This is a genomic window from Streptomyces sp. NPDC030820 (genome assembly GCF_055572075.1).
On the sequence record NZ_JBVIEB010000003.1, the window covers coordinates 87,392 to 112,605 of the forward strand.

Below are 25,214 nucleotides of genomic sequence, written 5' to 3' on the forward strand. Positions count from 1 at the left end.
CCACGATCGATGTCCGTTCAACCATCCTTGGAGGATTCCGATGTCCACAGCACACAGACCCGATCCGTCCGGGGTCCCGCAACCGCGGCTCACGACTTTGGCGATCGCCGCGTCCTGCGTGGCGTTCGTGGTCATCGGAGCCCTCCAGGCGCTGTACGGTCCGGCGATCCCCGCGTTGCGCAAGGACTACGGCATCAGCCCCGCCGTCGCCGGACTCAGCCTGAGTGCACACTTCGCCGCCGCGGTGGTCGGCGTGCTCGTCTACCACGTGCTGTGTGCGCGACTGGGCCACCGGGTCCTGCTCGGCGCCTCGTACCTGCTCATGGCGCTGGGAGCCGTGGTCTTCGCCACCGCGCCCGACTGGCCCCTGGCCCTCGTCGGCACCTTCGTCATCGGCCTCGGCTTCGGCGGCGTCGACTACGGCCTCAACCAGTTGTTCGCCGCCGCCTTCGGCCGCCGCAGCACCGCGATGCTCAACCTCCTCAACGGCCACTTCGGCGTGGGCGCGATCGCGGGGCCCGCCCTGGTGGGGTGGCTCGGCGCCGAGCACTACCCGGGCATCTTCGTCGGCGTCGCCGCCGTCTGCGTGCTCATCCTGTTCACTCTCGGCGGCGTGGCCACGCGGGAGCCCGAGCCGGTCACCGAGGCCGCGTCCGGCGGGGGTGCGAGAGTCGCCCCGATCATCGCCGCGTTCATCGGCATCTACGTGCTCCACGTGGCGATCGAGACCGGGGTCGGCGGATGGGAGCCCACCCATCTGGAGACCGTGGGCTATGCCGCCGCGACCGCCGCCACCGCCACGTCGGCGTACTGGGCGGCCATGACCATCGGCCGATTCGTCGTGGTCCCGCTCTGCCTGCGCTTCTCGGCGCCCGCGATCCTCACCGTGTGCTGCGCGGGCATGGCGGGATTCCTGCTGCTCGCGACCGTTCCCTCCGCGGCGCCCTACGCCTACTTCGGAGTGGGACTCGCCATCGCCCCGATCTTCCCCACCTGTCTGCCCTGGCTGAACCGGGCGGTGCCGAGCGTCGCGGCGGCCGGTGCCTATGTGATGGCCGCGTCGATGATCGGCGGCGTCGCCTTCCCGCCGCTGCTCGGCGTGGTCATCGACAGCCTGGCCGTCAAGGCGCTCCCGGTCGTCCTGTTCGCTTTGGCCGGCGTCTGCCTGCTGCTCAGTTTCTGGCTGCGCAGGAACGCCCCGGATCCGAACGGACTGTCCACGTCGAGCCCCGGCTCCGCCGGCGCCACCAGCCCCTCGGAGGTGCAGGCGTGAAGGCCGTCCTCTTCGACATGTTCGGAGTCCTGGCACGCGTGCAGTCCCTGGAGTCCCAAGCCGTGATCGAACGAACAGCCGGTATGAGCGGAGAACGGTTCTGGGACGCCTATTGGTCCCTGCGCCCGCCGTACGACCGCGGCGATGTCCATGGCCCCGCCTACTGGAAGAACGTGGGCGAACGGCTCGGCACGCCGTTCACCGGCCGACAGGTCGACGACCTGATCGCCGCCGACCTGGCAAGCTGGAGCGAGATCGACCAGGAGAGCGTGGACTTCCTGGCCGAGCTGGCCGGCCGGGGGCTGCGGCTCGGACTTCTGTCCAACATCCCGGAGGAGCTCGCCGTCCACTACGAGGCCACCCATGAGTGGCTCGGGCACTTCAGCGTGGTCGGACTGTCCTGCCGGATCGGCAGCGCCAAACCGGAACCGGCGGCCTACGAGTGGTGCAGCCGCGAACTGGGGCTGCCCGCCGAAGAGATCCTCTTCGTGGACGACCGCTCCGACAACGTTCTCGCGGCCCGTGAGGTCGGCATGCGCGGCCATGTGTTCACGGGCGTCGGTGCCCTCGCTGCGGCCCTGGAGGAGGGGAGAGCCGGGTGACGCGGGCCCCTCTCCTGCTGGCCCTGTGCGGTGTGGGAGAAGGCGGGTGCTGGCCCTGGCCGTCCCGGAGCGAAGCCGGACGCGCGGTGGTCGGGGCGGCGCTGTTCGAACTCGCGCTCCAGCGGCGGCTGGAGCTGTCCGACGACCGTGTCGTGCCGTGTGGCGGCGGCGCGACGGGTGACGTGGTCCAGGACCAGGTGCTCCGCCGCGTCGGCACGGCCGGCCGAGCGCGGGCGCCCTCGGTGTGGGTGGAGCGGCTCGGCCCCGATGCGCTGCGGTACGTCGAGCAGGAATGCGCCGGCGCTGCTGCGCTCGGCGTGCTGGGTGAGCGGGTCGGTGAGGCGAGGGCGCGGGTGCGCCGCGCCGCCGAACGGCCCGACGTCTCGGACACCTCGGCCCTGGCGGTCGCGGTGCTGCTGATCGCCGTCCGCCGCGGACACCTGGTGCGGCCCACGGTCCCGCCCGAGGTCATGGTCCGTCAGGCGGCGGACGCGGTGGCCCTGCTGGAACGCCGTACGCCGCATTCCGGCCAAGCGCTGCGCTGCGCCTCGGCCGCGGTGCGCCGATCGATCGCCGCATCCGCCGTCGCTCTGGCTTTTCCGGGTTAGAAATCGCTTCCCCATGGTGAGACATTGCGTGGCCGATTTCCGCCCCTCCTTGCCAGTGAGGGACTCGATATGATCTTCTTGTTGTGGGCACGTTGAGCGAATCCCGAGCGACTCGGATTCCCCTCCGTCCCACCTAATCTTCGCCGCATTCCGTGTGGTGCGGCTGTGTTCAGTAGTCGGATTTCACCGGCACAATTCCTCGGCCGCGCAAATGAACAGACATGTGATTTGTGTCTGCCCGGGAGGGAAACGATGGATAGCAAAACTGTGACCGATCACCTCTATTACCCCGTCAGTGCACTCAAGATGGAGCGGGGTGAAGGCGTCTATCTGTACGACTCCGACGGAAAGCGCTACCTCGACTGCGCCTCGGCGACGTTCAACCTCAGCCTGGGCTACTCCCACCCGGCCGTGATCGCGGCGATGAAGGACCAGCTCGACAAGGTGGTCCATCTCACGTCCTCGTACCAGAGCGATCCGATCAACGGGCTCGTACAGCGGCTCGTGGAGACCTCGCCGGCCAATCTGACCCGCGTCCACCCCAAGGTCTCCGGCGGGTCGTCCGCCAACGAGGGCGCCATCAAGATGGCGCAGCACGCCACCGGGAAGTCCGAGGTCATCACGCTGTTCCGCAGCCACGTGGGACAGACGATGATGATGGCATCGATGTCAGGAAACGCGTTCCGGCGTGAGCCGTTCCCGCTGCTGTACCCGGGCAGTCTGCAGGTTCCCGACCCGTACTGCTTCCGCTGCTTCTACGGGCAGAACAAGGAGACCTGCGGCCTGATGTGCGTCGACCGCATCGACGACTTCATCGAGTACGCGAGCAGCGGCCGGGTCGCGGCCGTACTGATCGAGCCGATTTCCGGAAACGGCGGGAACATCATGCCGCCGGAGGGCTACATGCAGAAGCTGCGGGCCTTCTGCGACGAGCACGACATCGCCCTCATCTTCGACGAGATCCAGACGGGCATCGGCCGTACCGGGCACATGTTCGCGGCCCAGTATTTCGATGTCGAGCCGGACGCCATCACCACGGCGAAGGGCCTCGGTGGTTCCGGTGCGCAGGTCGCAGCCATTCTCACCAACGACCGCCTTTCCGGGCTCCCCGCGCATCACCACTCGTTCACCTACGGCTCGAATCTCCTTGCCGCTGCGGCCGCGAACGTCACCCTCGACATCATCCGGCAGCCGGAATTCCTCGCGAATGTCAGGAATACCGGTGACTACATTCTCGAGCGGCTGCGCGACATGCAGCTGCGCTATTCGGCCATCGGCGATGTCCGCGGCGTCGGTCTGATGATCGGCTTCGAGATGTGCCAGCCCGACGGCGCGCCGGCCGTCAAGCTCACCAACCACCTGGCGAGCGCGGCCATGGACCACGGCCTGATCCTGCGCACCTCGCGCTACGGCTACGGAAACGTCCTGAAGATCCGTCCTCCGCTGATCCTGACGATGGATCAGGCCGAGGAGATATGCGACAAGCTGGAGAATCTGTTCATGGCGGAGCTGGCCCAGTGAAGAATCTACTCAAGGGTCTCGGTGAACACGTCCGCGCCGAGCTGCTGACCTACGGCCAGCGGGGCCTGGCCCGCCAGGTGCACGGTGACTCCCCGGGAGGCGACGCCCAGTTCGACGTCGACGAGGTGGCGGAGAAGGCCGTCCTGGACTACCTGCGCGACCAGGCCGAGGTGCCCGTCGCCGTCTACACCGAGGACGGCGCCTTCGTCGAACTCGCCCCCGACCCGCAGTACTTGCTCGTCGTCGACCCCATCGACGGCACTCGTCCCACGTCGGCCGGCCTCGAGATGGGCATGGTCTCCATCGCGGCCGCCCCCTACGGCGACGGCAAGCCGACCCTCGCCGACGTCACGGCCGCCTGCCTGCTGGAGATCAAGAGCGGCGCCTGGATCTACGGTGACGACACGGAGGGGCTCTCCAGCGGCGGTCACCCCACCGCCGTACCGCGGTTGAGCCGGACCACCGACCTGGCGAAGATGTTCTGGTCCATCGAGTTCAACGGTCACCCCATGCACCTGATGGACGCGGCCTACTCCCACCTCGTGGACCAGTCGGCCAACACCGGCGGCGTGTTCGTCTTCAACAGCGCCAGCTTCTCCATCTCCCGCATCATCACGGGCCAGCTCGACGCCTACGTCGACATCGGCAACCGGATCCTGCGCGACCACCCCGACACCGAGGCCGAGTTCCTGCGCGTCGGACGCGGCTCGATCCTGCACCTGTTCCCGTACGACATCGCCGCGGCGGTCTACCTGGCCCGGCTGGCCGGTGTCGTGATCACGGACGCGTACGGCGACGACCTTGGTCCGACCTCGCTGGTCGACCTCGGGCCGCTGAACCAGAAGTCGTGCATCGCCGCCGCGACGCCCGAACTGCACAAGCAACTGCTCGACTCCATCCGCTGGGAACTGGGCCGTGGCGCCGCCTCGGCCGCCAAGGGGGACGCATGAAGGCGCTGACGCTGACCGGGGACCGCTCTCTGGAACTGGTCGACCGGCCCAGGCCGGAACCGCGCGAGGCGACCGATGTCGTCATCCGCATCGTCCAGAGCGGTATCTGCGGCACCGACCGCAGCGTGCTCGTCGGCAAGTTCCCCGCCGAGCCGGGGGTCGTGATGGGACATGAGGCCGTCGGCGTCGTCGAGACCACCGGCCCCGGCGTGACCCGCTTCGCACCCGGCGACCGGATCATCGTCAACCCCACCCTGTACTGCGGCAGCTGTGCCACCTGCCTCGAAGGGCACTGGAACTTCTGCAGCAACAAGGCCGGAACCGAGGTCGGGCTCGACTACGACGGCTCCTTCGCCGAGTTCATGCGCCTGCCCGAGCTGTTCTGCCACGCGATACCCGACGGGATGAGCTTCGACCGGGCGGTCGTCGTCGAACCGCTCGCCTGCGCCCTCAACAACATCGAGGCCGGCCGGCTGCAGCCCGGCGAGATCGCGGTGATCGTCGGTGGCGGGCCGATGGGCGCCGTCACCGCCATGGCCGCCGCCCGCTACGGCGCCCGGGTCCTGGTCGTCGAGCCCGACCCGGTCCGCCAGTCACTCGACCGGGAGATCTTCGCCGCCCCCGAGTTCGAGGGCCGGATCAGCGTCCACGCCCCGGACGACGTGGAGCTCACCCACCGCGCGCACCTGGTCGTCGACTCCGTGGGCAACCTCCTCGAGCAGAGCCTCGGTTACGCCGCCCAGCGCGGCCGGGTCGTCGTCATGGGCTTCAACAGCAACGCCACCGCGACCGTGCGCCCGCTGGAGATCCTCCAGCGCGGACTGCAGATCATCGGTGCCGGCGACTACAACAGCATGATCTTCCCCAAGGCGGTGGAGCTGGCCCGCTCCATCCCGCTGGAACGGTTGATCACCCACCGCTTCCCGCTGGAAGATCACGCCGAGGCCTTCAAGGCCCTCGCCGCCGTACCTGGCGCCGACTACGCCGCCCTCAAGGTCGTCCTCGTCCCGGACCACGACGGGAGCACCTCGTGAACACCCGGTTGAACACGGCCCTGATACCCGGCACCGACCGCCCCGTCGTCATCGGCGAGTACCCCTACTACCGGGCCGACCCGGGCAACTGGGCCGGCAACCTGAGGGAGTTGCGGTCCCTCGGCGTCGACGTCGTCTCGTTCTACCTGCCCTGGCGGTTCCACGAGACGGGTGACGGCGAACAGCGCGCGTTCGACTTCCACGGCAAGACCGACCCCCAGCGCGACGTCGTCGGGCTGATCGGCCTCGCCGCCGAGGCCGGCCTGGCCGTCCTGGTCAAGCCCGGCCCCTTCATCCACGCGGAAGTACAGCTCGGCGGGCTCCCCGACCGGTTGTGCGGCCCGGGCCACACGCCCTACCGGGGGCTGAACGGCGACCTGCTCACCTCCCAGGCCAAGCCGTTGCCCAGCCTCCACGACCCGGCCGTCAAGGAGGAGGTCGCCACCTGGCTGCGGGCGGTGGCCGACGAGGTCGTGTCCCCCACGGCCGCCCCCCGGGGTCCCGTCGTCGCGCTCCAGCTCGGCAACGAGGGCATGTCCGGCGACGTGCACATCGCCATCGACGCCCAGGACGCCTCCCCGGCGGCCCGCGAGGAGTTCGCCCGCTGGCTGTCCGCCCGCGGACTGGCCGACGAGGCCGCGCGCACCGGCGACGACCTCGCCGACTGGCCCAGTGGACTGCGGCTGCTGTGGGCGCGCTGGTCCGGCGAGGCCATCGCCGGCCTGTGGGACTGGATCTCCGACCTGTTCCCCGCGGGCCCCGCCCGTGTGGCCAACGTACCCCTGGCCCGCGCCACGGGACCGGACGCCACCATCGACGCCTGGGCCGCCCGCCACCGCGCCCTCAAGGGCTCCCGGCACCTGATCGGCCACACCGAATGGGTGGGCAACCCGGCGCAGAGCCCGGAGGCCTTCGCCACGCACCTCGGCGAGATCCTGCTCGGCGACACCGATGTGCTCGAGGCCAACTGGGGCTTCACCTGGGACGACGACACCTTCGCCGGTCCGCGCACGCCTCTGTTCAACGCCCTGCTGGCCCTGACGCTCGGATCCACCACCGTCAGCGTCTACACCGCCTGCGCGGCGGGCACCTGGGGCGAGCTGATCGACATGGACCCGGACGGGCTGCGCGCCGAAGGCGTCGACCCCGCCCTGCACGCCCCGCCGTACTGCCCCGGAGCGCCCCTCACGGAGGCCGGCGACCACAACCCGACCAGCGAGAGCCTGCGACTGCTCGCCCGGTTCCTGGAACGCCATGGCGCCGCCCTGGCCGGCAGCCGGCTCGACCGCGACGCGGACCTGCTCGTCGACCGCGCCCTGGCGGAGGCGGGCGCGTGGCAGCGGGAGGGCAGGACCGTCCTTCGGGAACTCACCGAGGCCGTCCACGAACAGCTACGCGACACCCACCGTCTGGTCGGGCTGCGCTGGCTCGACGAGGTCCCGCAGCGGACCGCCCAGGACGCCGCCGAAACTCTCGGTGTGCTCCGCGCGGGCCACCCCGGCGCGAGCACCGCACCCGGCGAACTCACGGTCGCCGCGGGCGTCGCCGCCCACGGCGCCGTCGCCGGCTTCGTCGCCGGGCTGGTCACGGACGCCCCCCGCTGGACGTCCGCCCACCGGCGGGCCGTTGCCATCACCCGGACGGCCCCCGACGGCACGCGCTTCATCGGCGTCTTCAACCCCACCGGCGCGGACGACCGGGTCACCGGCGCCGACGGGGACTGGGCCGTCGAGCTGCCCGCGGGGACCGCGGCGCTGGCCGTCTCCCAGGGCGACACACTCCTGGGCTGGCTGGCGACGCCCACGGCACCCGCCACCGCCGCCGTCACCCTGAGCTGGGGCGGCGAGCAGGCCGACGCGCTGCGCGTGACGGCCTCCTGAGAACGCGGGCGGCGGGGGAGCGCACCTGACCTCGCTCTCCCGCCGCCCGCCCCTGGATCAACGAACACGCCCGAACCCGCTTCGAGCCCAGGTGTCGCCTTGTCCCAGAACCACGACGTCGCATCCGCCACGGCCACCACCCTGTTCCGCCCAGCGGGCCGCGACACCCTCGCCACCCTCTCCGACCTCATCGAACAGGAGCATCCGATCTTCGCGATGCCCTCCTGGTTCGTGACCGTCGACTCCGCCCACGTGGGCCACCTCGTCAGCGAGTTCCTGCGCGAACTCGGTGAGCCCGAGAAGCCCGCCGCCTACCGCTGCTTCTTCGCCAACTCGCGGTACGAGGCCCTCCACGGAGCGGTCAAACTGCTGCGCCACCGCGCGGCCGGTTCCGCGGCCCGGCACCGCGGACGCGTACTCGTGCTCGACCCCGACGGCACCCTCACCCGCCGCGCCGACCCGCTCGGCGATGGTCCCGAACGAGCGCTCGCCCCCGGGCTCCACAGCCACCCGACCATCGCCGACCTGCGCACGGCGGCCGCCGGTGCCGACCACTGCGCCCTGGTGCTGCGCGGCACGGAGCGACTCGGCGCGGACGACGTGGCCGATCTGGCCGCGCTCGTCCGCGACCTCCGGGGCCGCGGCACGCGCATCGCCCTGGACCTGTCGGACGTCGACCCGCTGGCCCCGCCGTCCGACACCGTTCGCGCCCTGCGGCCCGACCTCTTCGTCCTCGGCGAGTCGCTCACCGGCTACGAGGTGCCCTTCGGCGCCTTCGCGGGCAGCCCCGACCTGTTCGCGCCCTGGTCAACCCCCTCGACCGGATTCCTGCACTCCAACACCTACGGGGGCAACACCGTCGCCATGCGCGCGGTCAAGACCCGGTTGCTGGGGCGCTGGCACGAAGGGCACCCCGTGCACCGCGTCCTGGCGGCCACCGCCCGCGACTGGCAGCGCACCCTCGATCTGTACGCCCGGCACGTCAACCCGATGACCGTCCGGATGCACCGCAAGCTGCGCGGCGCCCTCCACGTCGTACGCGCCAAGGGTTCGCGGCTCACCGTTCAGCTGGACTCGGGCCGCCGCCTGGATCTCGTCGACGGGCTGTGCGGGGCGGGTCTCGGGGTGGGCGGCCACAATCCCGTCGACGCGCTCACCGACGTCGTCCGCAGACACGACACGGAACGCGACTACGTCGCCGAACTCCAGCGCGTCCTGGCCCGGGACACCGGGCTGCCCCATACCTTTCCCGCCGTCAGTGGCGCCTCCGCGGTGGAGAGCGCGCTCATCCTGGCCCGGCTGGCCCGCCCCGAGCGGCGCCGGATCGTGGTCTTCAAGCACAACTACGGCGGCAAGACCCTGGTGTCCCTGCTGGCCACCGCGGCCGAGCGGACCCGGGCCCCGTTCGGGCCGCTGTACGAGGACATCCGCTACATCGACCCGTACACGCCGCACGCCGCCGAGGAGTTCCGCAAGGAGGCCGCGACCGGAGAGGTCGGCCTGGTCTGGATCGAACTTGTCCACGGCAGCTCCGATTCTTACGCGCCCATCCCCTCCCCGCTGCTCGAGGCCGTCTCCGAGGGCCGCGAGCGGCATGGGTACCTGGTCGGCGTCGACGAGGTCCTCACCTCGTACTACCGCTGCGGCACCCGATTCGCGCACCAGGGCAGGCTGGCCGAGATCGACCTGATGAGCCTGTCGAAGGCGCTCAGCTACGGCTGCTTCCCCACCGGGGCCGCCCTCGTGTCCGACGCCGTCCACGAGGCCGCCCGCCGCGCCAACCCGCAGCTCGTCGAGGAGCTGCGCACCGAGCACGCCCACCAGCTCGGCGCTCACTTCTCGCTGCAGGCCGTCGCCCAGGTCGACGCGCTGCACCTGGACCGGCGGGTGGCGGCCCTGTCCGCCCTGGTGGACGAGGGGATCGCCGCCATGGACACCGGCCCCGCCGGCGTCGTCGGGCGCCGCTTCGCCGAGGGCCTGCTGGGCCGCTTCGAGCCCCGCGTGCCCGGACCGCTGCGCCGCATCATCGAGCCCGAGGGCGAGTGGATGACCTTCGCCCTGATGATCTGGTGGATCACCCGGGCCAGGGCCTTCGTCGTCTACGACGTCTTCCTGCTGCCGCTCGTCGCCACCGAGGACGAGATCCGCCAGGTGATGCGCGCGGCCCGGGAACTCTCGCGCACCTCCCCGTTCCGCCTCCTCGCCCAGGTGGGCCTCTTCCACCTCGGAGAGCGGGCACGCGCCTTGGTGCGCACCCCGACCACCGCAAGGAGCACCGCATGAGCCAGCAGAACGTCGACGTCGTCCGCCGTTTCTTCCAGCTCTTCGACGAGGGACGGCTGGCGGACATCGAGGCCCTCCTCACCGACGACTTCGAGTGGGTCTACCACGGCCCCAAGTCCCTGCCCTGGGCGGGCACCTACCGGGGCGTCGAGGGATTCCGGCAGTTCTTCGTCATCGTCCGTGACCTGATCCAGGTGCAGGAGTGCGTGCCGTACGACTACCTGGACGCGGGTGACCGGGTCGTCGTCCTGGGCATCAGCCGCACCCGGGTGCTGGCCAACGACCGACGCTACGAAGCCCAGTGGATGAACGTCTTCACCGTGCGCGACGGTCTGATCTCCCGCTACCTGGACCTCTACGACACCGCCAGCGTGGTCGAGGCCCTCGGCCGGGAGCACTGAGGCAGAGCACATGAACGCAGCCATGGCCCACACCCTCGGCGACGCCTTCGCCGACGTCGTACGCACTCGCCCCGAGCACACCGCGCTCGTCCACGGTGACCTGCGCCTGACGTACCGCCACCTGGCCGGCTGGGCCGCGTCCGTCGCGGCCCGGCTCGGGCGTGCCGGAGCGGCCGGCGAACCGGTCGGCATCCGCGCCCCGCGGTCCGCGGGGACTGTCGCCACGGTCCTCGGCGCGGTCCTCGCCGGATGCGCCTACGTGCCTCTGGACCCGGACGCGCCCGATGCTCGGATGCGCGGCCTGGTGGAGGACTTCGGGCTGCGCACCCTGTGGGTGGCGCACACCGAGGCCGACCGGCTGCGCACGCTGCTGCCGGGGGTGCGGATCCTGACCGTCGACGAGGAGCTGCCCGACCCGGAACCGCTCGCCGTCGCGCCGGGCGGCCCGGACACGCTCGCCTATGTCATCGCCACCTCGGGCACCACGGGGCGGCCCAAGGGCGTGCAGGTGGAACACCGCAGCGTCCTGTCGCTCGCCCGGGCCCCGGAGGCGGGGTTCAGGCCCGACGACACGGTGCTCCAGCTCGCCCCCCTCCATGTGGACCCGTCCGTCTTCGAGATCTGGGGCGCCCTGCTGAACGGGGCCACACTCGTCCTGCCCGAAGCCGCCCGGCCCGGCGTCCACGAGATCGGTCGGGAGGTACGGCGGCACGGGGTGACCGTGCTGCGGCTCGCCGCACCGATGTTCGGACTCGCCATGGAGTACATCACCGACGCACTGCGCGGACTGCGGCTGTGCGTGTCGGGTGGTGACCGGGCCTCGGCCGACGCCGTGCGCACGGCGCTGCGCGAGCTCCCCGGCTGCCGGGTCGTCAACGGCTACGGGCCCACGGAGACCACCGTCTACGCCTGCTGGCTGGTGCTCGACGCGGAACACCCCTACGCCGACGACTGGCCGGACGTGCCGATCGGCCGTCCCTTCGCCGACGCCACCGTCCACGTGGTCGACCGCGACCGGCACCCCGTCGCCCCCGGCGAGGAGGGCGAACTCTGCGTCGGCGGGCCGGGCGTGGCCAGCGGCTACCTCGGCCGGCCCGACCTCACCGCCGACCGCTTCATCCCCGAGCCCGGCCGTCCCGGCCGCACCGCCTACCTCACCGGCGACCGGGTCCGCCTGCTGCCGGACGGCAACCTCGCCTTCCTCGGCCGCACCGACGACCAGGTGAAGATCCGGGGCCACCGGGTGGAACCGGCCGAGACGGAACGGGCTCTGCTGGGCCTTCCCGCGGTCCGCGAGGCCGCCGTGGTGGCCCACGGCACCGGCGAACGGCGCAGGCTCGCGGCGTTCGTCGTCCTGCGGGAACCCGCCGCCGAGGCGGACCTCGTCGCCCACGTGGCGTCACTCCTGCCGTCGCCGCAGGTCCCGGCCACCGTGACGCTGCTCGCACAGCTGCCGGTCACCCCGAACGGCAAGACCGACCGCCCCACCCTCGCTCGACTGGCCGGGCGGACGTACGGCACGGCCGGGCGCGACCTCCCGGACACGCCCGTCGAGCGCCTCGTAGCGGACCTGTGGCAGGACGCGCTCGGCGCCCCGGTCGGCACCGACACCGACTTCCTCGCCGCGGGTGGCGACTCGCTCACCGCCATGGTCGTACTGGCTCGCCTGGAGAGCGCCACCGGCGTGGCCCTGTCGGTCGGGGACCTGTTCCGGGCGGCCACGGTGCGCGGGCTCGCCGCACTCCTCGATGCCGCCGCTGCGGCCGGGACCGGCGCGTCACCCGCCGTGGAGCGGCAACCCGACGGCAACGCAACGGCACCGGCCGCCGAGCCGCGGTCGGGGCCGCCCGCCCGGGTTCCGCTGCTGCCGGGGCAGGAGGGCATCTGGTTCGAGCAGCAGGCCACGCCCGGCAAGCGGTACGTCATCTCCCGCACCTTTCTGGTGCAGGGGCAGGTCGACGTACCCCGGCTGCGTCGCGCGCTCACCCTGCTCGGGCAGCGCCAGACGGTTCTGCGCACCGTCGTCCGACAGGACGCCGACGGCTGGTGGCAGACGCCGGACGCGGATCCCGGTGCCGCCGTGGACCACCACGACATGACCCGGATGCCGCCGGCGGAGCAGCAGCACCGGATTCGCGCGCTCGTCGCCGCCTCGGCAGCGGCCGACGACGCCTCCCCGCTCGTCCGCACCCTGGTGGTCACCCTCGACGGGTCCGCCACCGTCGTGCACTTCGACATCCACCACGTCATCGCCGACGACTGGTCCCTCGACCTCTTCTTCACCGAGCTGTCGGCTCTCTACGACGATCCGGCAGCACCCCTTCCACCGCTGCGGCTGACGTTCGCCGACCATGTGCGCGAGACCCTGGCCCGGCTGCCGGAACGCGAGCACGCCGCGCTGGAGTTCTGGCGGGGCGCCCTGGAGGGCGGCGCGGCCGCCCCCGACCTCGTCACCGATCATCCGCGGCCGGCCGTACTCAGCGGGGCCGGTGACCGGGTCCGGCTGCGGATCGAGGCCGCCGAGGCCACCCGGTACGGCGAGGCCGCACGCCGTCATGGCATCAGCCGCTTCATGTTCTGCCTGGCCGGTGTGTACACCGTCCTCGCGGCGCACGCCGAACGCGACTCCCTGTGCCTCGGCAGCCTGGCGACGGGCCGCGGGCGGGCCGGCACCGAGGACCTCGTCGGCTACTTCGTCAACCTGCTGCCGATCCGGGTCGAGGCCACCGCGGACACACCGGTCGCCACCCTGTTCCGGCGGGTCCGGGAGGCCTGCGCCGCCGCACACGCCCACCACGACGTGCCGTTCCAGACGGTGTGCCGGGAACTGGGCGCCGCGGGTGTCTCCCGCGGGTCCAGCCCCTTCCGCGCGGTCGTCAACCACCAGCAGCGCCCGCCCCGCCCGCTCCGCCTGGGCACCGCCCCGGCCGAGCCCTGGCCGCCCGCCGACGACGACACCGCCAAGTTCGAGCTGACCTTCACCTTCCAGGAGTCGCCGCGGGGGCTCGACCTGGAGGTGGAGTTCAGTACCGACCTCTACCGCCGGGACACCGTCGAGCGACTTGCGGGCCAGCTCGTCGCCGTGCTGGGCCGGCTCGCCGACGCCGAGCGGGACACCGTTCTGCGCGACATCGAACTGCTCGAACCCGGCGAGCAGGGACGGCTCTTGGCCACACCGGTCACCGAGGGGCCGCCGGCCCGTCCGGACGCCACGCTGACCTCGCTGTTCGCCCGCACGGTGGCCGCCCACCCCGGCAGGACCGCCGTGGTGGGGGACGACACCTCCCTCACCTACCGCGAACTCGACCGGCTCTCCGACGACGTCGCCGCCCGGCTCCTCGCGGAGGGGGCACGACCCGGTGAGCGCGTCGCCCTCTGCCTGGAGCGCACGCCCCTGCTGATCGTCGCCGTTCTCGGCGTGCTCAAGACCGGGGCGGCCTATGTCCCGCTCGATCCGGCGTATCCGGCCGAGCGGCTGCGGTACGTTCTCACGGACGCCGGGGCCCGGATCCTCGTGACCGCGAAGGACATCTCCGACCGGCTGTTCCGCCCCGGCCCGGACGCCGACGGCCTGCCACCCGTCCTGGACATCGACCGGCTCGTGCGCCCCTCGGCCGAGACCCCGCCCGCGCGGCAGGCGGCCCGCGCCAGCGACGCCGCCTACATCATCTACACGTCCGGCAGCAGCGGGCGGCCGCGCGGCGTCGTGGTCTCTCATCGCTCGGTCGTCAACACCCTGCACGCCAGTCTGGCCCGCCACCCCTTCACGTCGGACGACGTCTGGCTGCAGCTCACCTCGCCCGGCTTCGACGTGGCGGCCTACGAGCAGTTCATGCCGCTCGTCTCCGGCGGCACCCTGGTGTACTGCGGGGACGCCACCCGCGGTGACGCCGCCGCACTCGGCCGAGCGCTGCGCGACAACGGTGTGACCGTGATGGTCATCGTTCCCTCGCTGCTGCGTGCGCTGGGTCGCCCGGACCTGGCGTCGGTACGGGTTCTGGTCGTGGCCGGCGAACCCGCCGACCCGCACGACACCCGCCACTACGCCCAAGGTCGCGTCGTCATCAACGGCTACGGCCCCACCGAGGCGGCGATCCTCGCCACGACCCACGAGGCCGGTCCCGACGAGGACCGCGGCAGGATCCCGATCGGGCGGGCGCTGCCGGGAACCACCGCGCATGTGATCGACCGGCACGGCCGGCTCGCCGCCACCGGAGTCCCAGGGGAACTCTGGCTCGGCGGCGCGGGGGTCGCCCTCGGCTACTGGAACAACCCCGAACGTACCCGCGATTCGTTCACCACGGTGCCCGTCCTCGGCGACCGGCGCCTGTACCGCACCGGGGACCGGGCACGCCGGCTGCCCGACGGCACCCTGGACTACCTGGGCCGGCTCGACGGGCAGATCAAGCTGCGCGGCTTCCGCATCGAACTCGGCGAGATCGAGGCGACACTGACCCGCCATGAGCGGATCGGTGAAGCCGTCGCCGTGCTGGTCGGCGAGGGACCCGACGCCGATCTCGGCGTCGCCTACGTGGGCACCGCCGACGAGCAGGAGGCGCGCGCCCATCTCGTCCGCCACCTGCCCGGCCACATGGTGCCCCGGCTCATCGTGCCGGTCACGCTCATCCCCACCAGCAGCCACGGCAAGGCCGACCGCACGGCGCTCGCCGACCTCCTCGCGGCCCACGCGCGGGACCACGGCCCCGTCGAGGAGAGCGACTCCGCCGCCAGCCCCCTGGAGCGGGGGCTGTCGGCCCTGTGGCGTCAGGTCCTCGGCACGGGCCCGTCCATCGGGCTGTCGGACGACTTCTTCGCGCTCGGTGGTCACTCGCTGCGCGTCATCCGGCTGCTCGGCGAGATCGAAAGACGGTACGGAGTGCGGATACCCGTCCGGGACTTCCTCGCCGAGCCGACGGTCAGGGCCACCGCGCGCGCACTCGCCCGCCCCGACGTCGGCACCGAGACGGCGACGGTGCTCCCCGAGGACGTCGTGCTCGACCCCGGCATCACCTTCGCCGGCCCCGCCGCAGCCCCGCGCCGCGCGGACTCCGTCCTGCTCACCGGTGCCACAGGGTTCGTCGGCATCCACGTCCTGAGCGAGCTGCTGGACCGTACCGAGGGACCGGTGCTGTGCGTCGTGCGCGCCGCGACGCCCGAAGCGGCCCGCGCCCGGCTGGCGCAGGCGGCCCGCCGCAACGCGCTCGCCCTGGACGCCGCCGATCCCCGGATCGTGCCGCTGCCCGGCGACCTCACCCTGCCCGGCCTCGGACTGACCGGAACTCCCGCGCACGACGCGGCGCGTTCGGCGACCACCGTCCTGCACCTGGGCGCGGAGGTCCACCACCTGTCCGGCTACCAGCACCTGGCCGCGGCCAACGTCGGCGGCACGCAGGAGCTGCTGAGGATCGCCGCCGAGGGCCCGGCCGCCCGCTTCCACCACATCTCCACCCTCGCGGTGCTGCGCGAGCACGCCCCGGACGGCCGCCGACGCACCCTCAGCGAGTCCACGCCGGCCGAGCAGGAACGCCATCCGCGCGGACGCGGCTACGCCGCGGCGAAGTGGGCGGCCGAACACCTCGTCCGCCAGGCCGTCGCGCGCGGGGCCGACGCCCGGACGTACCGGCTGGGCCGGGCCGCAGGCAGCGCGACGACCGGCGCGGTCAGCCGCGACGACATGCTGACCCGGCTGATGGTGAGTTCCGCCGCCCTCGGGTGCTACCCCGACCACCCGGGCCTGGCCTCCGACGCCCTGCCCGTCGACGTCATGGCCCGTGCTCTGGTGGCGCTGGCCTTCGCCGACGCCCCGCCGGGCACCGTCCACCACCTGCACCACCCCCGCCGTACGGGGCTCGGTGTCTTCCTCGCCGGCCACGACCGGCGCTCCGGCTCCCGCACCCGCCCGGTCGGCCTGCGCACCTGGCTCGAGCGGCTGGACGACGCGGTGGCCCGGGGCATCGAACTGCCCGCCCTGGCCTACCGGGAGCACCTGCGCGAGCTGTGCGACACACCCGGCCCGGCGCGACCGGCCCGCTACCGCAACGAAGCCACTCTCACCGCCCTGCACGCCCACGGCATCACCCCGCCCGACTGGGACGACACCGTGATCGACCGCTGGTGGCAGTTCCTCGCACCGACCGGAGAGACCAGCGAATGACGGAAGTGCTGTATCCCATGGCCCGCCAGTGCCCGTTCGCCCCGCCCGAGGAGGTCACCCGGCTGCGCGACGAGCCGGAGGTGCCCCGCGTCCCGATCTGGAACGGGGTGCGTCCCTGGCTGTTCACTCGCTACGAGGACGCGCGGGTGGTGCTGAGCGACCCCCGGTTCAGCGCCGACAAGCGCCGTCCCGGCTATCCGCTCTCCAGCGCCGTCGCGGCCGCCGAGACGGCCGTCGAACCGACGCTGCTCATCATGGACAACCCCGAGCACGACGCGCTGCGCCGTCTGGTGCTCGGCGAGTTCACCGTGCGGCGTGCCGAGTCCTGGCGCCCGGCCGTGCGCGCCGTCGTCGCGGGCTGCCTCGACCGGATGCTGGACGGACCGCGTCGCGCCGACCTCGTGGCCGGTCTCGCGCTGCCCGTCGCGCTCTCGGTGATCTGCGAGTTCCTCGGCGTGCCCCTGGAGGACCGGGAGCTGTTCCGCTCCCTCACCCACACCATGAACGCCGTCTCGGGCACGACCGAGACCGCCGCCGCAGCCCGTCAGGAACTCCAGGACTACCTCGAATCCCTCGTGGCCGTACGGGAGAAGGACCCGGGAGACGACTTCATCGGGCGCATGGTGGTCCGGCATGTGCGCACCGGGGCGATGAACCGCCGCACACTGAGCGCGATGGCCCTGCTGCTGCTCACGGCGGGGCACGACACCACGGCCAACATGATCTCTCTCGGCATCCTCACCCTGCTGCGGCACCCCGGCCGCTTCGCCGCCCTGCGCAGTCACGAGGACCCCCGGCAGCTCGCGGGCACGGTGGAGGAGCTGCTGCGTCACCTCACCATCGTCCAGCGTGGCATTCGCCGGATCGCCACCGAGGACGTCGACGTCAACGGCCGCCTGGTGAAGGCGGGAGAGGGGGTGATCGCGGCAATCAACGTGGCGAACCGCGATCCCTCGCGTTTCCCCTCCGGCGAGGACTTCGACCCCGGCGTACGCGCCCACGGCCACCTCGCCTTCGGTTACGGCCCCCACCAGTGCCTGGGCCAGTCCCTGGCGAAGGTCGAACTCCAGGAGACCTACCACGCCGTCGCCCACCGCCTGCCGGAGCTGCGGGTCGCCGTGCCCGTCGAGGAGATCCGCTTCAAGTCGGACATGGCCGTCTACGGCGTCCATGAACTGCCCGTGACCTGGTGAATCGCCGCTCCCGGAGCACCCGTCCGCCCTCTTGACCGCCAAGGAGCCAACCACCGTGAAGATCACCCTTGAACCCGAGCGATGTGTCGGAGCCGGGCACTGTGTCCTGTCGGCACCCGAGGTCTTCGACCAGGACGAGGCCGACGGCATCGTCGTGCTGCTCGACACCGAGCCGGGCGCCGCGCTCACCGACGCCGTCCACGAGGCGGCGGACCTCTGCCCGGCCCGCGCGATCCTCGTCGATGCCGAGGACGGCACCGCGTGAGCCTGATCGACCGGCTGCGGGACGCGGTGGGCAGTGCTGCCGTGCTCACCGATCCGGACGTGACCGAGGGCTACGCCCGCGACATGATGCCGATGGCCCCGGCGGGCCGCCCGCGCGCCGTGGTGCTGCCCGCCGGCACCGCCGAGGTGCAGGCGTGCGTCCGCGCCTGTGCCGAGGCCGCCGTGCCCGTCGTCCCGCGCGGTGCGGGCAGCGGTCTGACCGGCGGCGCCAACGCGGTGGACGGGTGCGTCGTCCTGGTCACCACCCGGATGGACCGGATCCTCGAACTCGACGCGGACAACCGGCTGGCCGTCGTGCAGCCAGGGGTGATCAACCGGGCGCTCCGAGACGCCGCCGCCGAACACGGCCTCTTCTACCCGCCCGATCCCTCCAGCCTCGAATGGTGCACGCTCGGCGGCAACCTCGCCACGGACGCCGGCGGCCTGTGCTGCGGAAAGTACGGCGTGACCAGCGACGCCGTCCTCGGCCTCGAAGTCGTCCTGGCCGACGGTTCGTTGCTCACCACGGGCCGCAGGACCGTCAAGGGCGTGGCGGGCTACGACCTGACCCGGCTGTTCGTCGGCAGCGAGGGCACGCTCGGCATCATCACCGAGGCGACGCTCAAGCTGCGTCCGCTGCCGGCCGCGCCGGGCACGATCGTCGCCGCCTTCGACTCCGTGGAGCGGGCCGGGGACGCCGTCAACCGTGTGGTCCGGGCCGGTCTGGTGCCCTCCCTGATGGAGATCATGGACGCCACCTCCCTGCGGGCTTCCGCCGAGTACCTGCGGGCGGACCTCGGCGCGGGCGACGGCAGCGCCCTGCTGCTGTGCCAGTCGGACGCCGGCGGAGAGCCGGCCGCCGCCGAACTGGACGCCATGGAAGGGCTGTTCAAGGAGGCGGGCGCCGACTGGACGCACGCCACCCGGGACCCGGCCGAGGGCGGTCTGCTGCTCAAGGCCCGCCGGGTGTCCCTCCCGGCCCTCGAGGCGCGGGGAGCCTGCATGACGGAGGACGTGGCGGTGCCCCGCACCCGGATCGCCGAACTCATGGCCGGATGCGAGGAGATCGGGGTGGAGGCGGGGCTGACCGTGGCCGTCGTCGGCCACGCGGGCGACGGCAATATGCACCCCACCGTCCTGTACGACGGGGCGTCGGCGGCACAGTACGCCCGTGCCCGGGAGGCCTTCGACGCCATCCTCGCCCTGGCCCTGTCCCTCGGCGGCACCGTCACCGGCGAGCACGGCATCGGCAAGCTGAAGACGGAGTGGCTGGAACGGGAGCTGGGCCCCGTCTCGATGCGGGTCCACCGGCAGCTGAAGAACGCCCTCGACCCCGCGGGTCTGTTCAACCCGGGCGCCCTGTTCGCCCGGCGCCCGGCGGGCGGGCGCACCCCGTGACCCGTACCGTCCGCACCGTCGCGGGGCTCCCCGCGCCGCTGCGCACCCTGTTCCTCACCACCCTGATCTTCCGTACGGGCACGATGGCCTATCCGTTCCTCGCCGCCCACCTGCTGGTGCACGAGGGGCTGGGCAAGGGCCCGACCGGCACCGTCCTCGCCTGCTTCGGCGTGGGCGCCCTCGCCGCCGACCTGGCGGCGAGCGTCCTGCTCGGCAGGGTCACCGCCCATGCGCTGATGCTGGGCGGCCTGGGCCTCAGCGCGGCGGTGCCGGCCGTGTTCCCCTTCTTGCACGGCGTGGCGGCGCTGGTCGCCGCCGTCCTGGTGTGGGGGTTCGCGTACGAGATCGTCACGCCGGCCGCGTACTCGGCGACCGTCGCCGCCGCGGACCCCGACGAGCGGAAAGTCGCCTTCTCCTGCTACCGGCTCGCCATCAACCTCGGCATGGCCGCCGGACCCGTCGTCGGCGGGTTGCTCTTCGCCGTCGACGCGCGGCTGGTGTTCTGGGCGAACGCCGGCTGCGCCCTGGCTGCCGCCGGACACCTCGCGCTGCGCTCCCGCGGAGTGCCGGCCGCTCTCCCCTCGGGGCGAAACGCACCGAAGAGCGGCATCGTCCGCCGCACCTCGTACGAACGGGCCCGGTTCTGGACGATTTTCGGCCTCTCGCTGCCCGTCCAGCTCGCCTACTCGCTGCCGTCCGTCTTCCTCTCCACCTACGTCATCGTCGGACGGGGCATGCCCGGGTACTGGGCGGGCGTCGTCTTCTCCGTCAACGCGGTGGGCATCGTCCTGTTCGAGGTCCCCCTCAACGTGCTGATGGCCAGGACCCGACACCTGCCCACCCTGCTCCTCGGCTACGGCCTCGCGGGCACCGGCTTCCTGCTGATGGCGCTGTCCGGATCGGGTCCGTCACTCGTCCTGTCCACGCTCGTGTGGACCGCCGGGGAGATCGTCGTGTTCCCGGCGCTCCTCGGCTACGTCAGCGAGCTGTCCAGCGAGGCCTCGGCGGACCGCAATCTCAGCCTCTACTCCACCGGCGTCAACATCGCCTTCATTCTGGCTCCCCACCTCGCCCTGCTGCTCACCCGGCCTTCCGCCCCCGGTATCCCGTGGGCCGTCGCAGGCGGCGCCCTGTGCGTCGCCTGGGTCCTGCTGACGGTGGCCCGCAGCAGCCCCTACACCTGGTACAAGGAGGAACCCTCATGCACCGACGCGATCTGACCCCGTTCATCGGCGTCGAGTACACCGGAGTCACCCACGAGGACCTGCGGAGCGAGGAGCTCTTCGCGGACGTCGTCGATTCCGTCCACCAGCGGGACCTGGTGGTGCTGCGCGGCATCCGGCTGACACCCGAGCAGCACATCGGGCTCGCCGCCCGCCTCGGCAACCCCGTGCCCTTCCTGCTGAGCGACTGGCGCCACCCGAAGTTCGCCGAGATCCTCGTCTCCTCCAACGAACGCCGGAAGAACAGGCCCGTCGGCGTCCCCCGGGTCGGAAACTTCTGGCACCAGGACTCGTCGTACAACGCGCGTCCCGCCGAGTACACGGTGCTGCACGGGGTGAACGTGCCCGAGGAACACGGCCACACCCTGTTCACCTCCGCCGCCGACGTCTACGACCGGCTGCCCGAGGAATGGAAGACCCGCCTGGAGGGCCTCACCGGACTGCACACCCTGACCAGGCAGCAGCGCATCGAGCCCCGCCACGTGGGCCTGTCCATCGCCGAGATGCGGGCTCTGGTCGCCCACGAGTTCCCGGCGGTCGAGCACCCCGTCGTCCGCCGCGACACCTTCACCGGCCGGCGCTTCCTGTACGCCGCCCGCGAGTACATGGACTCGGTCGTCGGTCTCGACGCCAACGGCAACGAGGAGTTCTTCGACCTCGTCGACTCCCTGGTGCAGGACCCCGCGCACGTCTACGAGCACCGCTGGACGCACGACGACCTGCTGATCTGGAAGACGGCCACCACCTACCACCGGGCGACCGACCTTCCTGAGGGCGTCGGCCGGACCGTGCACCGCATCAGCGTCGCCGCCGCCTGACCGGCAGCGCGCGAAAGGACCAGACCTCCCATGAGCCACCCCGCCCCGAGCCGTCCCGTCGGCGTTGTCGTCGACGGGTACTCGATCGGCAAGTTCCTGCCCGCCGCCTTCCAGCGGCTCGGCGCCGACGTCGTCCACCTGCAGTCCACCCCGGAGTTCCTCGCCTCCGTCCCGCCCCCGGACCTCGAGCCCTACGTCGCGAACGTGGTGCACAGCACCGGCGACTGGGACCGCACCGCCAAGGAGCTCGCCGCCTACGCCCCCGTCGGCGTCCTGCCCGGACAGGAGACCGGCGTTCCCCCGGCCGACGCCGTCGCCGAGCGGCTGGGCCTGCCCGGCAACCCGGCCGCGACCTCCGCCGTGCGCCGCGACAAGTACCGGATGATCGAGGCGCTGCGAGCCTCCGGGCTCCGCTGCGCCCGGCAGCTGAAGTCCGCGGACGCCGCCGAGATCGTCGCCTGGGCGCAGCGCGAGGCCGGCTACCCCGTGGTGGTCAAGCCGCTCAGCTCGGCCTCCACCGACGGCGTCTCCATCTGCCGCAGTGCCGAGGAGATCCGCAGGGCCGTGGCCGCCGTCCTCGGCACGTACGACATCTTCGAGCGCCGGAACACCGAGGTCCTCGCGCAGTCCTTCCTGCTGGGCCCCGAGTACATCGTGGACGTCGTCCGGGGCCCCGGCGGCGGGCGTCACGTGTGCGGGGTATGGCGGTACGAGAAGACGGAGACCGGCACCAAGCGGATTTACGACAAGGACATCCTGCTCGACCCGGACAGCCCCGAGGTGCCCGTCCTCGTCGACTACGTGGACCGCGTCCTCGACGCCCTCGACATCCGCTTCGGCGCCGCCCACGCAGAGGTCGTGCTGACCCCCGAGGGCCCCGCACTGGTCGAGGTCGGCGCCCGGCTCAACGGAGACATGGTGCCCGCCGTGCACGACACCTGCATGGACGGCAACCAGGCGGACCTGCTCGCCCTGGCCTGCGTACGGCCGGAGGAGTTCCAGCGCCGGTACGCGGGGCGCACGATGTACCGCAAGCGTCGAGAAGCCCTCGTCGTGCACGGGCAGACCACCCGGAAGGGGATCGTCGAGGAGATCGACGAGGAGGTCCTGGCCCGGATCGCCGCCCTTCGCACGGTCCGGCTGGCCGTGCCCCGGCTCCGCCCCGGCGACCGGATGCGCCCCACGACCGATCTGCTCTCCAGCCCGCTGCGGGTCTTCCTGGTGGGGGACCGCCACGAGGACCTGCTCGCCGATCACCGGCGGATCCAGGGCCTGCAGGACGCGCTCTTCCGGCTCGCCCCGTCCGACGAAGCCGCGCGCTGACGCGGGCGCCGCTTCCCTCAACGCACGTCCGAAAGGAAAGTTGCCCCATGGGTGTGCCCACGCGGGCCGATCTGGCCGGCATCCCGGACTACATCATCCCGGGTCGCCCGCCCGGCGCGATCCTGCTCAACTCGAACGAGAGCTCTCTTCCTCCGCTGCCCGCGGTCGTCGAGGCGGTCGCCCGGGCGGCCTCCCAGGGGAACCGGTACCCGCAGTGGTTCTCCGAGGACCTGGTGGCACGGCTGGCTGCCGAGATGGAGGTTCCCGAGTCATGGGTCGCGATCGGTTGCGGCTCGGTGAGCCTGTGCCAGCAGCTGATCCAGGCTTACTGCGCACCGGGCGACGAAGTGCTGTGCGCATGGCGTTCGTTCGAGGCGTATCCCGTCTTCGCGCGGGTCGCCGGAGCGCAGTCCCGTACCGTTCCGCTGGACCCCGGGCACCGGCACGACCTGGCCGCCATGGCGGACGCCGTCTCCCCGGCGACCCGCGTGGTCTTCGTCTGCAACCCCAACAACCCGACCGGCACCGCGGTGGGCACCCGGGAACTACGAGACTTCGTGGAGCGCATCCCGGGCGACGTGCTCGTGGTGCTGGACGAGGCGTACCGGGAGTTCGTGACGGACCCGGATGTGCTCGACGGCCTGTTGCTCGCCCGTGAGCGCGAGAACGTGGCTGTCCTCCGCACCTTTTCGAAGGCCTACGGGCTCGCCGGGATCCGGGTCGGCTACTGCGTCGGGTCGCCCGCCGTCGTCTCGGCGGTGAACAAGGTGGCGGTGCCCTTCGCGGTCAGTGGTCCGGCGCAGGCGGCGGCGACGGCCGCGCTGGATCACACCGCGGAGGTGACCGAGCGCTGCCTGGCCGTGGCCGCGGAGCGGGAGCGCGTCCGGCACCGGCTGCTGAAGGCCGGTCTGTCCGTCCCCGCCTCCCAGGCGAACTTCCTCTGGCTTCCGCTGGGCGGTCGGTCGGAGAGCTTCGCCGAGTTCTGCGCGGACCGCGGTGCGCTGGTCCGGCGCTTCGGCGACGAGGGAGTACGGGTCACGGTCGGGGCGCGCGAGCACAACGACGTCTTCCTGCGGGCGGCGGAGGAGTACGCGGCCACCGGATGGCCGAACCTGAGCCAGGCTGCCCGGCGATGACGGTCTTCGGCACCCCTGGGGGCATCCGACACTGAACGGAGGCGCGTCAGTTCCACGACCCCCGTGAACCACCGGTGGGAAACCCTGTGGAAGCGGTGTCGGTGGTGCCGCTTATGCTGCGCCAAACGATCACGCGGAACCCGGGGAGGGCGCGGCATGTTCGGCAGACTGTTCGGCAGGGGCGGGGAGAGACCGGCGGCGGATCCGTACGCCCTTCCCGTCCCGCGCAGGCAGAAGAACGGGATGTACAGGCTGCGCGCGCTCGGGGACGCACGGGTGCTCGCGCTGGTGGAGGCGGCCGGTGCGGGTGACTGGGCGGCGGTCAAGGCGGCGCTGGCCCCCTTCGATCTCGGCCGCGACGATCAGGTCCTCGGTGAGCTGGCCGACCTGGACGGTGTGCAGGACTGGATCGGCCGGGCCGTGGAGGAGGACAAGGAGCACCGGGCGACGGCCCTGCTGATATCCGGGGCGCGCCACATCGCCTGGGGCTGGGAGGCCCGCACCCGCGCGCTTGCCGTGGATGTCACGCAGGAGCAGTGGCGGGTTTTCCACGAGCGGCTCCACATCGCCGAGGAGCAGCTGTTGGAGGCAGCCGAGTTGCGGCCGGAATGGGTCACGCCGTGGCGCCGCCTCCTCACCTCCGGCCGCGGCATGTCGCTGGGCCAAGCCGTCAACGAGGCCCGGCTCGACGCCGCCCTGCGCCGCGAACCGCTGGACCTGGAGACCCACGTCGAGTGGGTTTCGCAGTTGCAGCCGCGTTGGGGCGGCGAGCCGGGCCAGGCCCTGGCGTTCGCCCGTGCCGCGTTCGCCGGGGCGCCCGATGGCCACCGCCTCGGCTGTGTGATCGCCATCGCGCACATAGAGGACTGGGTCGAGTCCGACCGTGAGAACTGCCTCATCACCCCCGAGATCCAGGACGAGTTGCTGGAAACGGCCGAGCGCAGCATCCTCCACCCCGCCTACGTGCGTCGCCCGGGCTGGCAGCAGGACTTCAACGTCTTCGCCATGGCCTTGTCCCTGGCCTCCGCACGCCTCGTGCTGCCGCGCGTCTTCCGCGAGCTGCAGGGCGCCTACACCTCGTGGCCCTGGAGGTACATGGCGAAGCCGGAAGAGATGTACGCCCGCGCCCGGCGCAACGCCTGAACCCGCCACC

18 protein-coding genes are annotated in these 25,214 nt (G+C 72.1%); all 18 read left to right on the forward strand.

The window, feature by feature from the left end:
• The first annotated feature begins 40 nt into the window (after nt 1–40).
• The 18 genes from ACZ418_RS08845 to ACZ418_RS08930 all read left to right on the forward strand — a co-directional run bounded on the left by ACZ418_RS08845 (nt 41) and on the right by ACZ418_RS08930 (nt 25,204).
• Nucleotides 41–1,273 carry an MFS transporter gene (locus ACZ418_RS08845; protein WP_468359161.1) on the forward strand — a complete coding sequence of 411 codons (1,233 nt, stop codon included), beginning with the start codon at nt 41–43 and terminating at the stop codon, nt 1,271–1,273.
• Nucleotides 1,270–1,875 (forward strand): HAD family hydrolase, encoded by a 606-nt coding sequence (locus tag ACZ418_RS08850; RefSeq protein ID WP_468359164.1) that lies wholly within the window; start codon nt 1,270–1,272, stop codon nt 1,873–1,875. Before ACZ418_RS08845 ends, ACZ418_RS08850 begins: the two co-directional genes overlap by 4 nt.
• Complete coding sequence (locus ACZ418_RS08855; protein WP_468359169.1) at nt 1,872–2,483, forward strand: GPP34 family phosphoprotein; 612 nt, start codon at nt 1,872–1,874, stop codon at nt 2,481–2,483. Before ACZ418_RS08850 ends, ACZ418_RS08855 begins: the two co-directional genes overlap by 4 nt.
• A 165-nt stretch (nt 2,484–2,648) precedes the next feature.
• Nucleotides 2,649–4,004, forward strand: coding sequence for an aspartate aminotransferase family protein (locus ACZ418_RS08860; RefSeq protein ID WP_468359172.1), 1,356 nt, complete (start codon nt 2,649–2,651; stop codon nt 4,002–4,004).
• Nucleotides 4,001–4,954: an inositol monophosphatase family protein gene (locus ACZ418_RS08865; protein ID WP_468359177.1), complete on the forward strand. Its 954-nt coding sequence runs from the start codon at nt 4,001–4,003 to the stop codon at nt 4,952–4,954. The genes ACZ418_RS08860 and ACZ418_RS08865 overlap by 4 nt, the downstream gene beginning before the upstream one ends.
• The gene (locus tag ACZ418_RS08870) at nt 4,951–5,988 is read left to right on the forward strand and encodes a zinc-dependent alcohol dehydrogenase (RefSeq protein ID WP_468359180.1); all 1,038 of its coding nucleotides are present in this window, start codon (nt 4,951–4,953) and stop codon (nt 5,986–5,988) included. Before ACZ418_RS08865 ends, ACZ418_RS08870 begins: the two co-directional genes overlap by 4 nt.
• Nucleotides 5,985–7,868: a beta-galactosidase gene (locus tag ACZ418_RS08875; protein WP_468359183.1), complete on the forward strand. Its 1,884-nt coding sequence runs from the start codon at nt 5,985–5,987 to the stop codon at nt 7,866–7,868. Before ACZ418_RS08870 ends, ACZ418_RS08875 begins: the two co-directional genes overlap by 4 nt.
• 99 nt (nt 7,869–7,967) lie before the next feature.
• Entirely contained in the window at nt 7,968–10,151 is a 2,184-nt protein-coding gene (locus tag ACZ418_RS08880) for an aminotransferase class III-fold pyridoxal phosphate-dependent enzyme (RefSeq protein ID WP_468359186.1), read from the forward strand.
• On the forward strand, nt 10,148–10,552 hold the full coding sequence (locus tag ACZ418_RS08885) for a nuclear transport factor 2 family protein (RefSeq protein ID WP_468359189.1): 405 nt from the start codon (nt 10,148–10,150) through the stop codon (nt 10,550–10,552). Before ACZ418_RS08880 ends, ACZ418_RS08885 begins: the two co-directional genes overlap by 4 nt.
• A gap of 10 nt (nt 10,553–10,562) precedes the next feature.
• Nucleotides 10,563–16,706, forward strand: a complete 6,144-nt coding sequence (locus tag ACZ418_RS08890; protein ID WP_468359192.1) for a non-ribosomal peptide synthetase — start codon at nt 10,563–10,565, stop codon at nt 16,704–16,706.
• Nucleotides 16,703–17,899 (forward strand): cytochrome P450, encoded by a 1,197-nt coding sequence (locus tag ACZ418_RS08895; RefSeq protein ID WP_468359195.1) that lies wholly within the window; start codon nt 16,703–16,705, stop codon nt 17,897–17,899. Before ACZ418_RS08890 ends, ACZ418_RS08895 begins: the two co-directional genes overlap by 4 nt.
• Before the next feature lie 55 nt (nt 17,900–17,954).
• A complete protein-coding gene (locus ACZ418_RS08900; RefSeq protein WP_388624456.1) occupies nt 17,955–18,164 on the forward strand; it encodes a ferredoxin in 210 nt (69 codons plus the stop codon).
• The gene (locus tag ACZ418_RS08905; RefSeq protein WP_468359199.1) at nt 18,161–19,561 is read left to right on the forward strand and encodes an FAD-binding oxidoreductase; all 1,401 of its coding nucleotides are present in this window, start codon (nt 18,161–18,163) and stop codon (nt 19,559–19,561) included. The genes ACZ418_RS08900 and ACZ418_RS08905 overlap by 4 nt, the downstream gene beginning before the upstream one ends.
• On the forward strand, nt 19,558–20,781 hold the full coding sequence (locus ACZ418_RS08910; protein ID WP_468359202.1) for an MFS transporter: 1,224 nt from the start codon (nt 19,558–19,560) through the stop codon (nt 20,779–20,781). The genes ACZ418_RS08905 and ACZ418_RS08910 overlap by 4 nt, the downstream gene beginning before the upstream one ends.
• Entirely contained in the window at nt 20,763–21,602 is an 840-nt protein-coding gene (locus ACZ418_RS08915) for a TauD/TfdA dioxygenase family protein (protein WP_388624449.1), read from the forward strand. The genes ACZ418_RS08910 and ACZ418_RS08915 overlap by 19 nt, the downstream gene beginning before the upstream one ends.
• A 30-nt stretch (nt 21,603–21,632) precedes the next feature.
• Entirely contained in the window at nt 21,633–22,925 is a 1,293-nt protein-coding gene (locus ACZ418_RS08920; protein ID WP_468359206.1) for an ATP-grasp domain-containing protein, read from the forward strand.
• A 47-nt stretch (nt 22,926–22,972) separates the two neighbouring features.
• Entirely contained in the window at nt 22,973–24,061 is a 1,089-nt protein-coding gene (gene hisC / locus ACZ418_RS08925; protein WP_468359209.1) for a histidinol-phosphate transaminase, read from the forward strand.
• 156 nt (nt 24,062–24,217) lie between these two features.
• The gene (locus ACZ418_RS08930) at nt 24,218–25,204 is read left to right on the forward strand and encodes a hypothetical protein (protein WP_468359212.1); all 987 of its coding nucleotides are present in this window, start codon (nt 24,218–24,220) and stop codon (nt 25,202–25,204) included.
• The last annotated feature ends 10 nt before the right edge of the window (nt 25,205–25,214 follow it).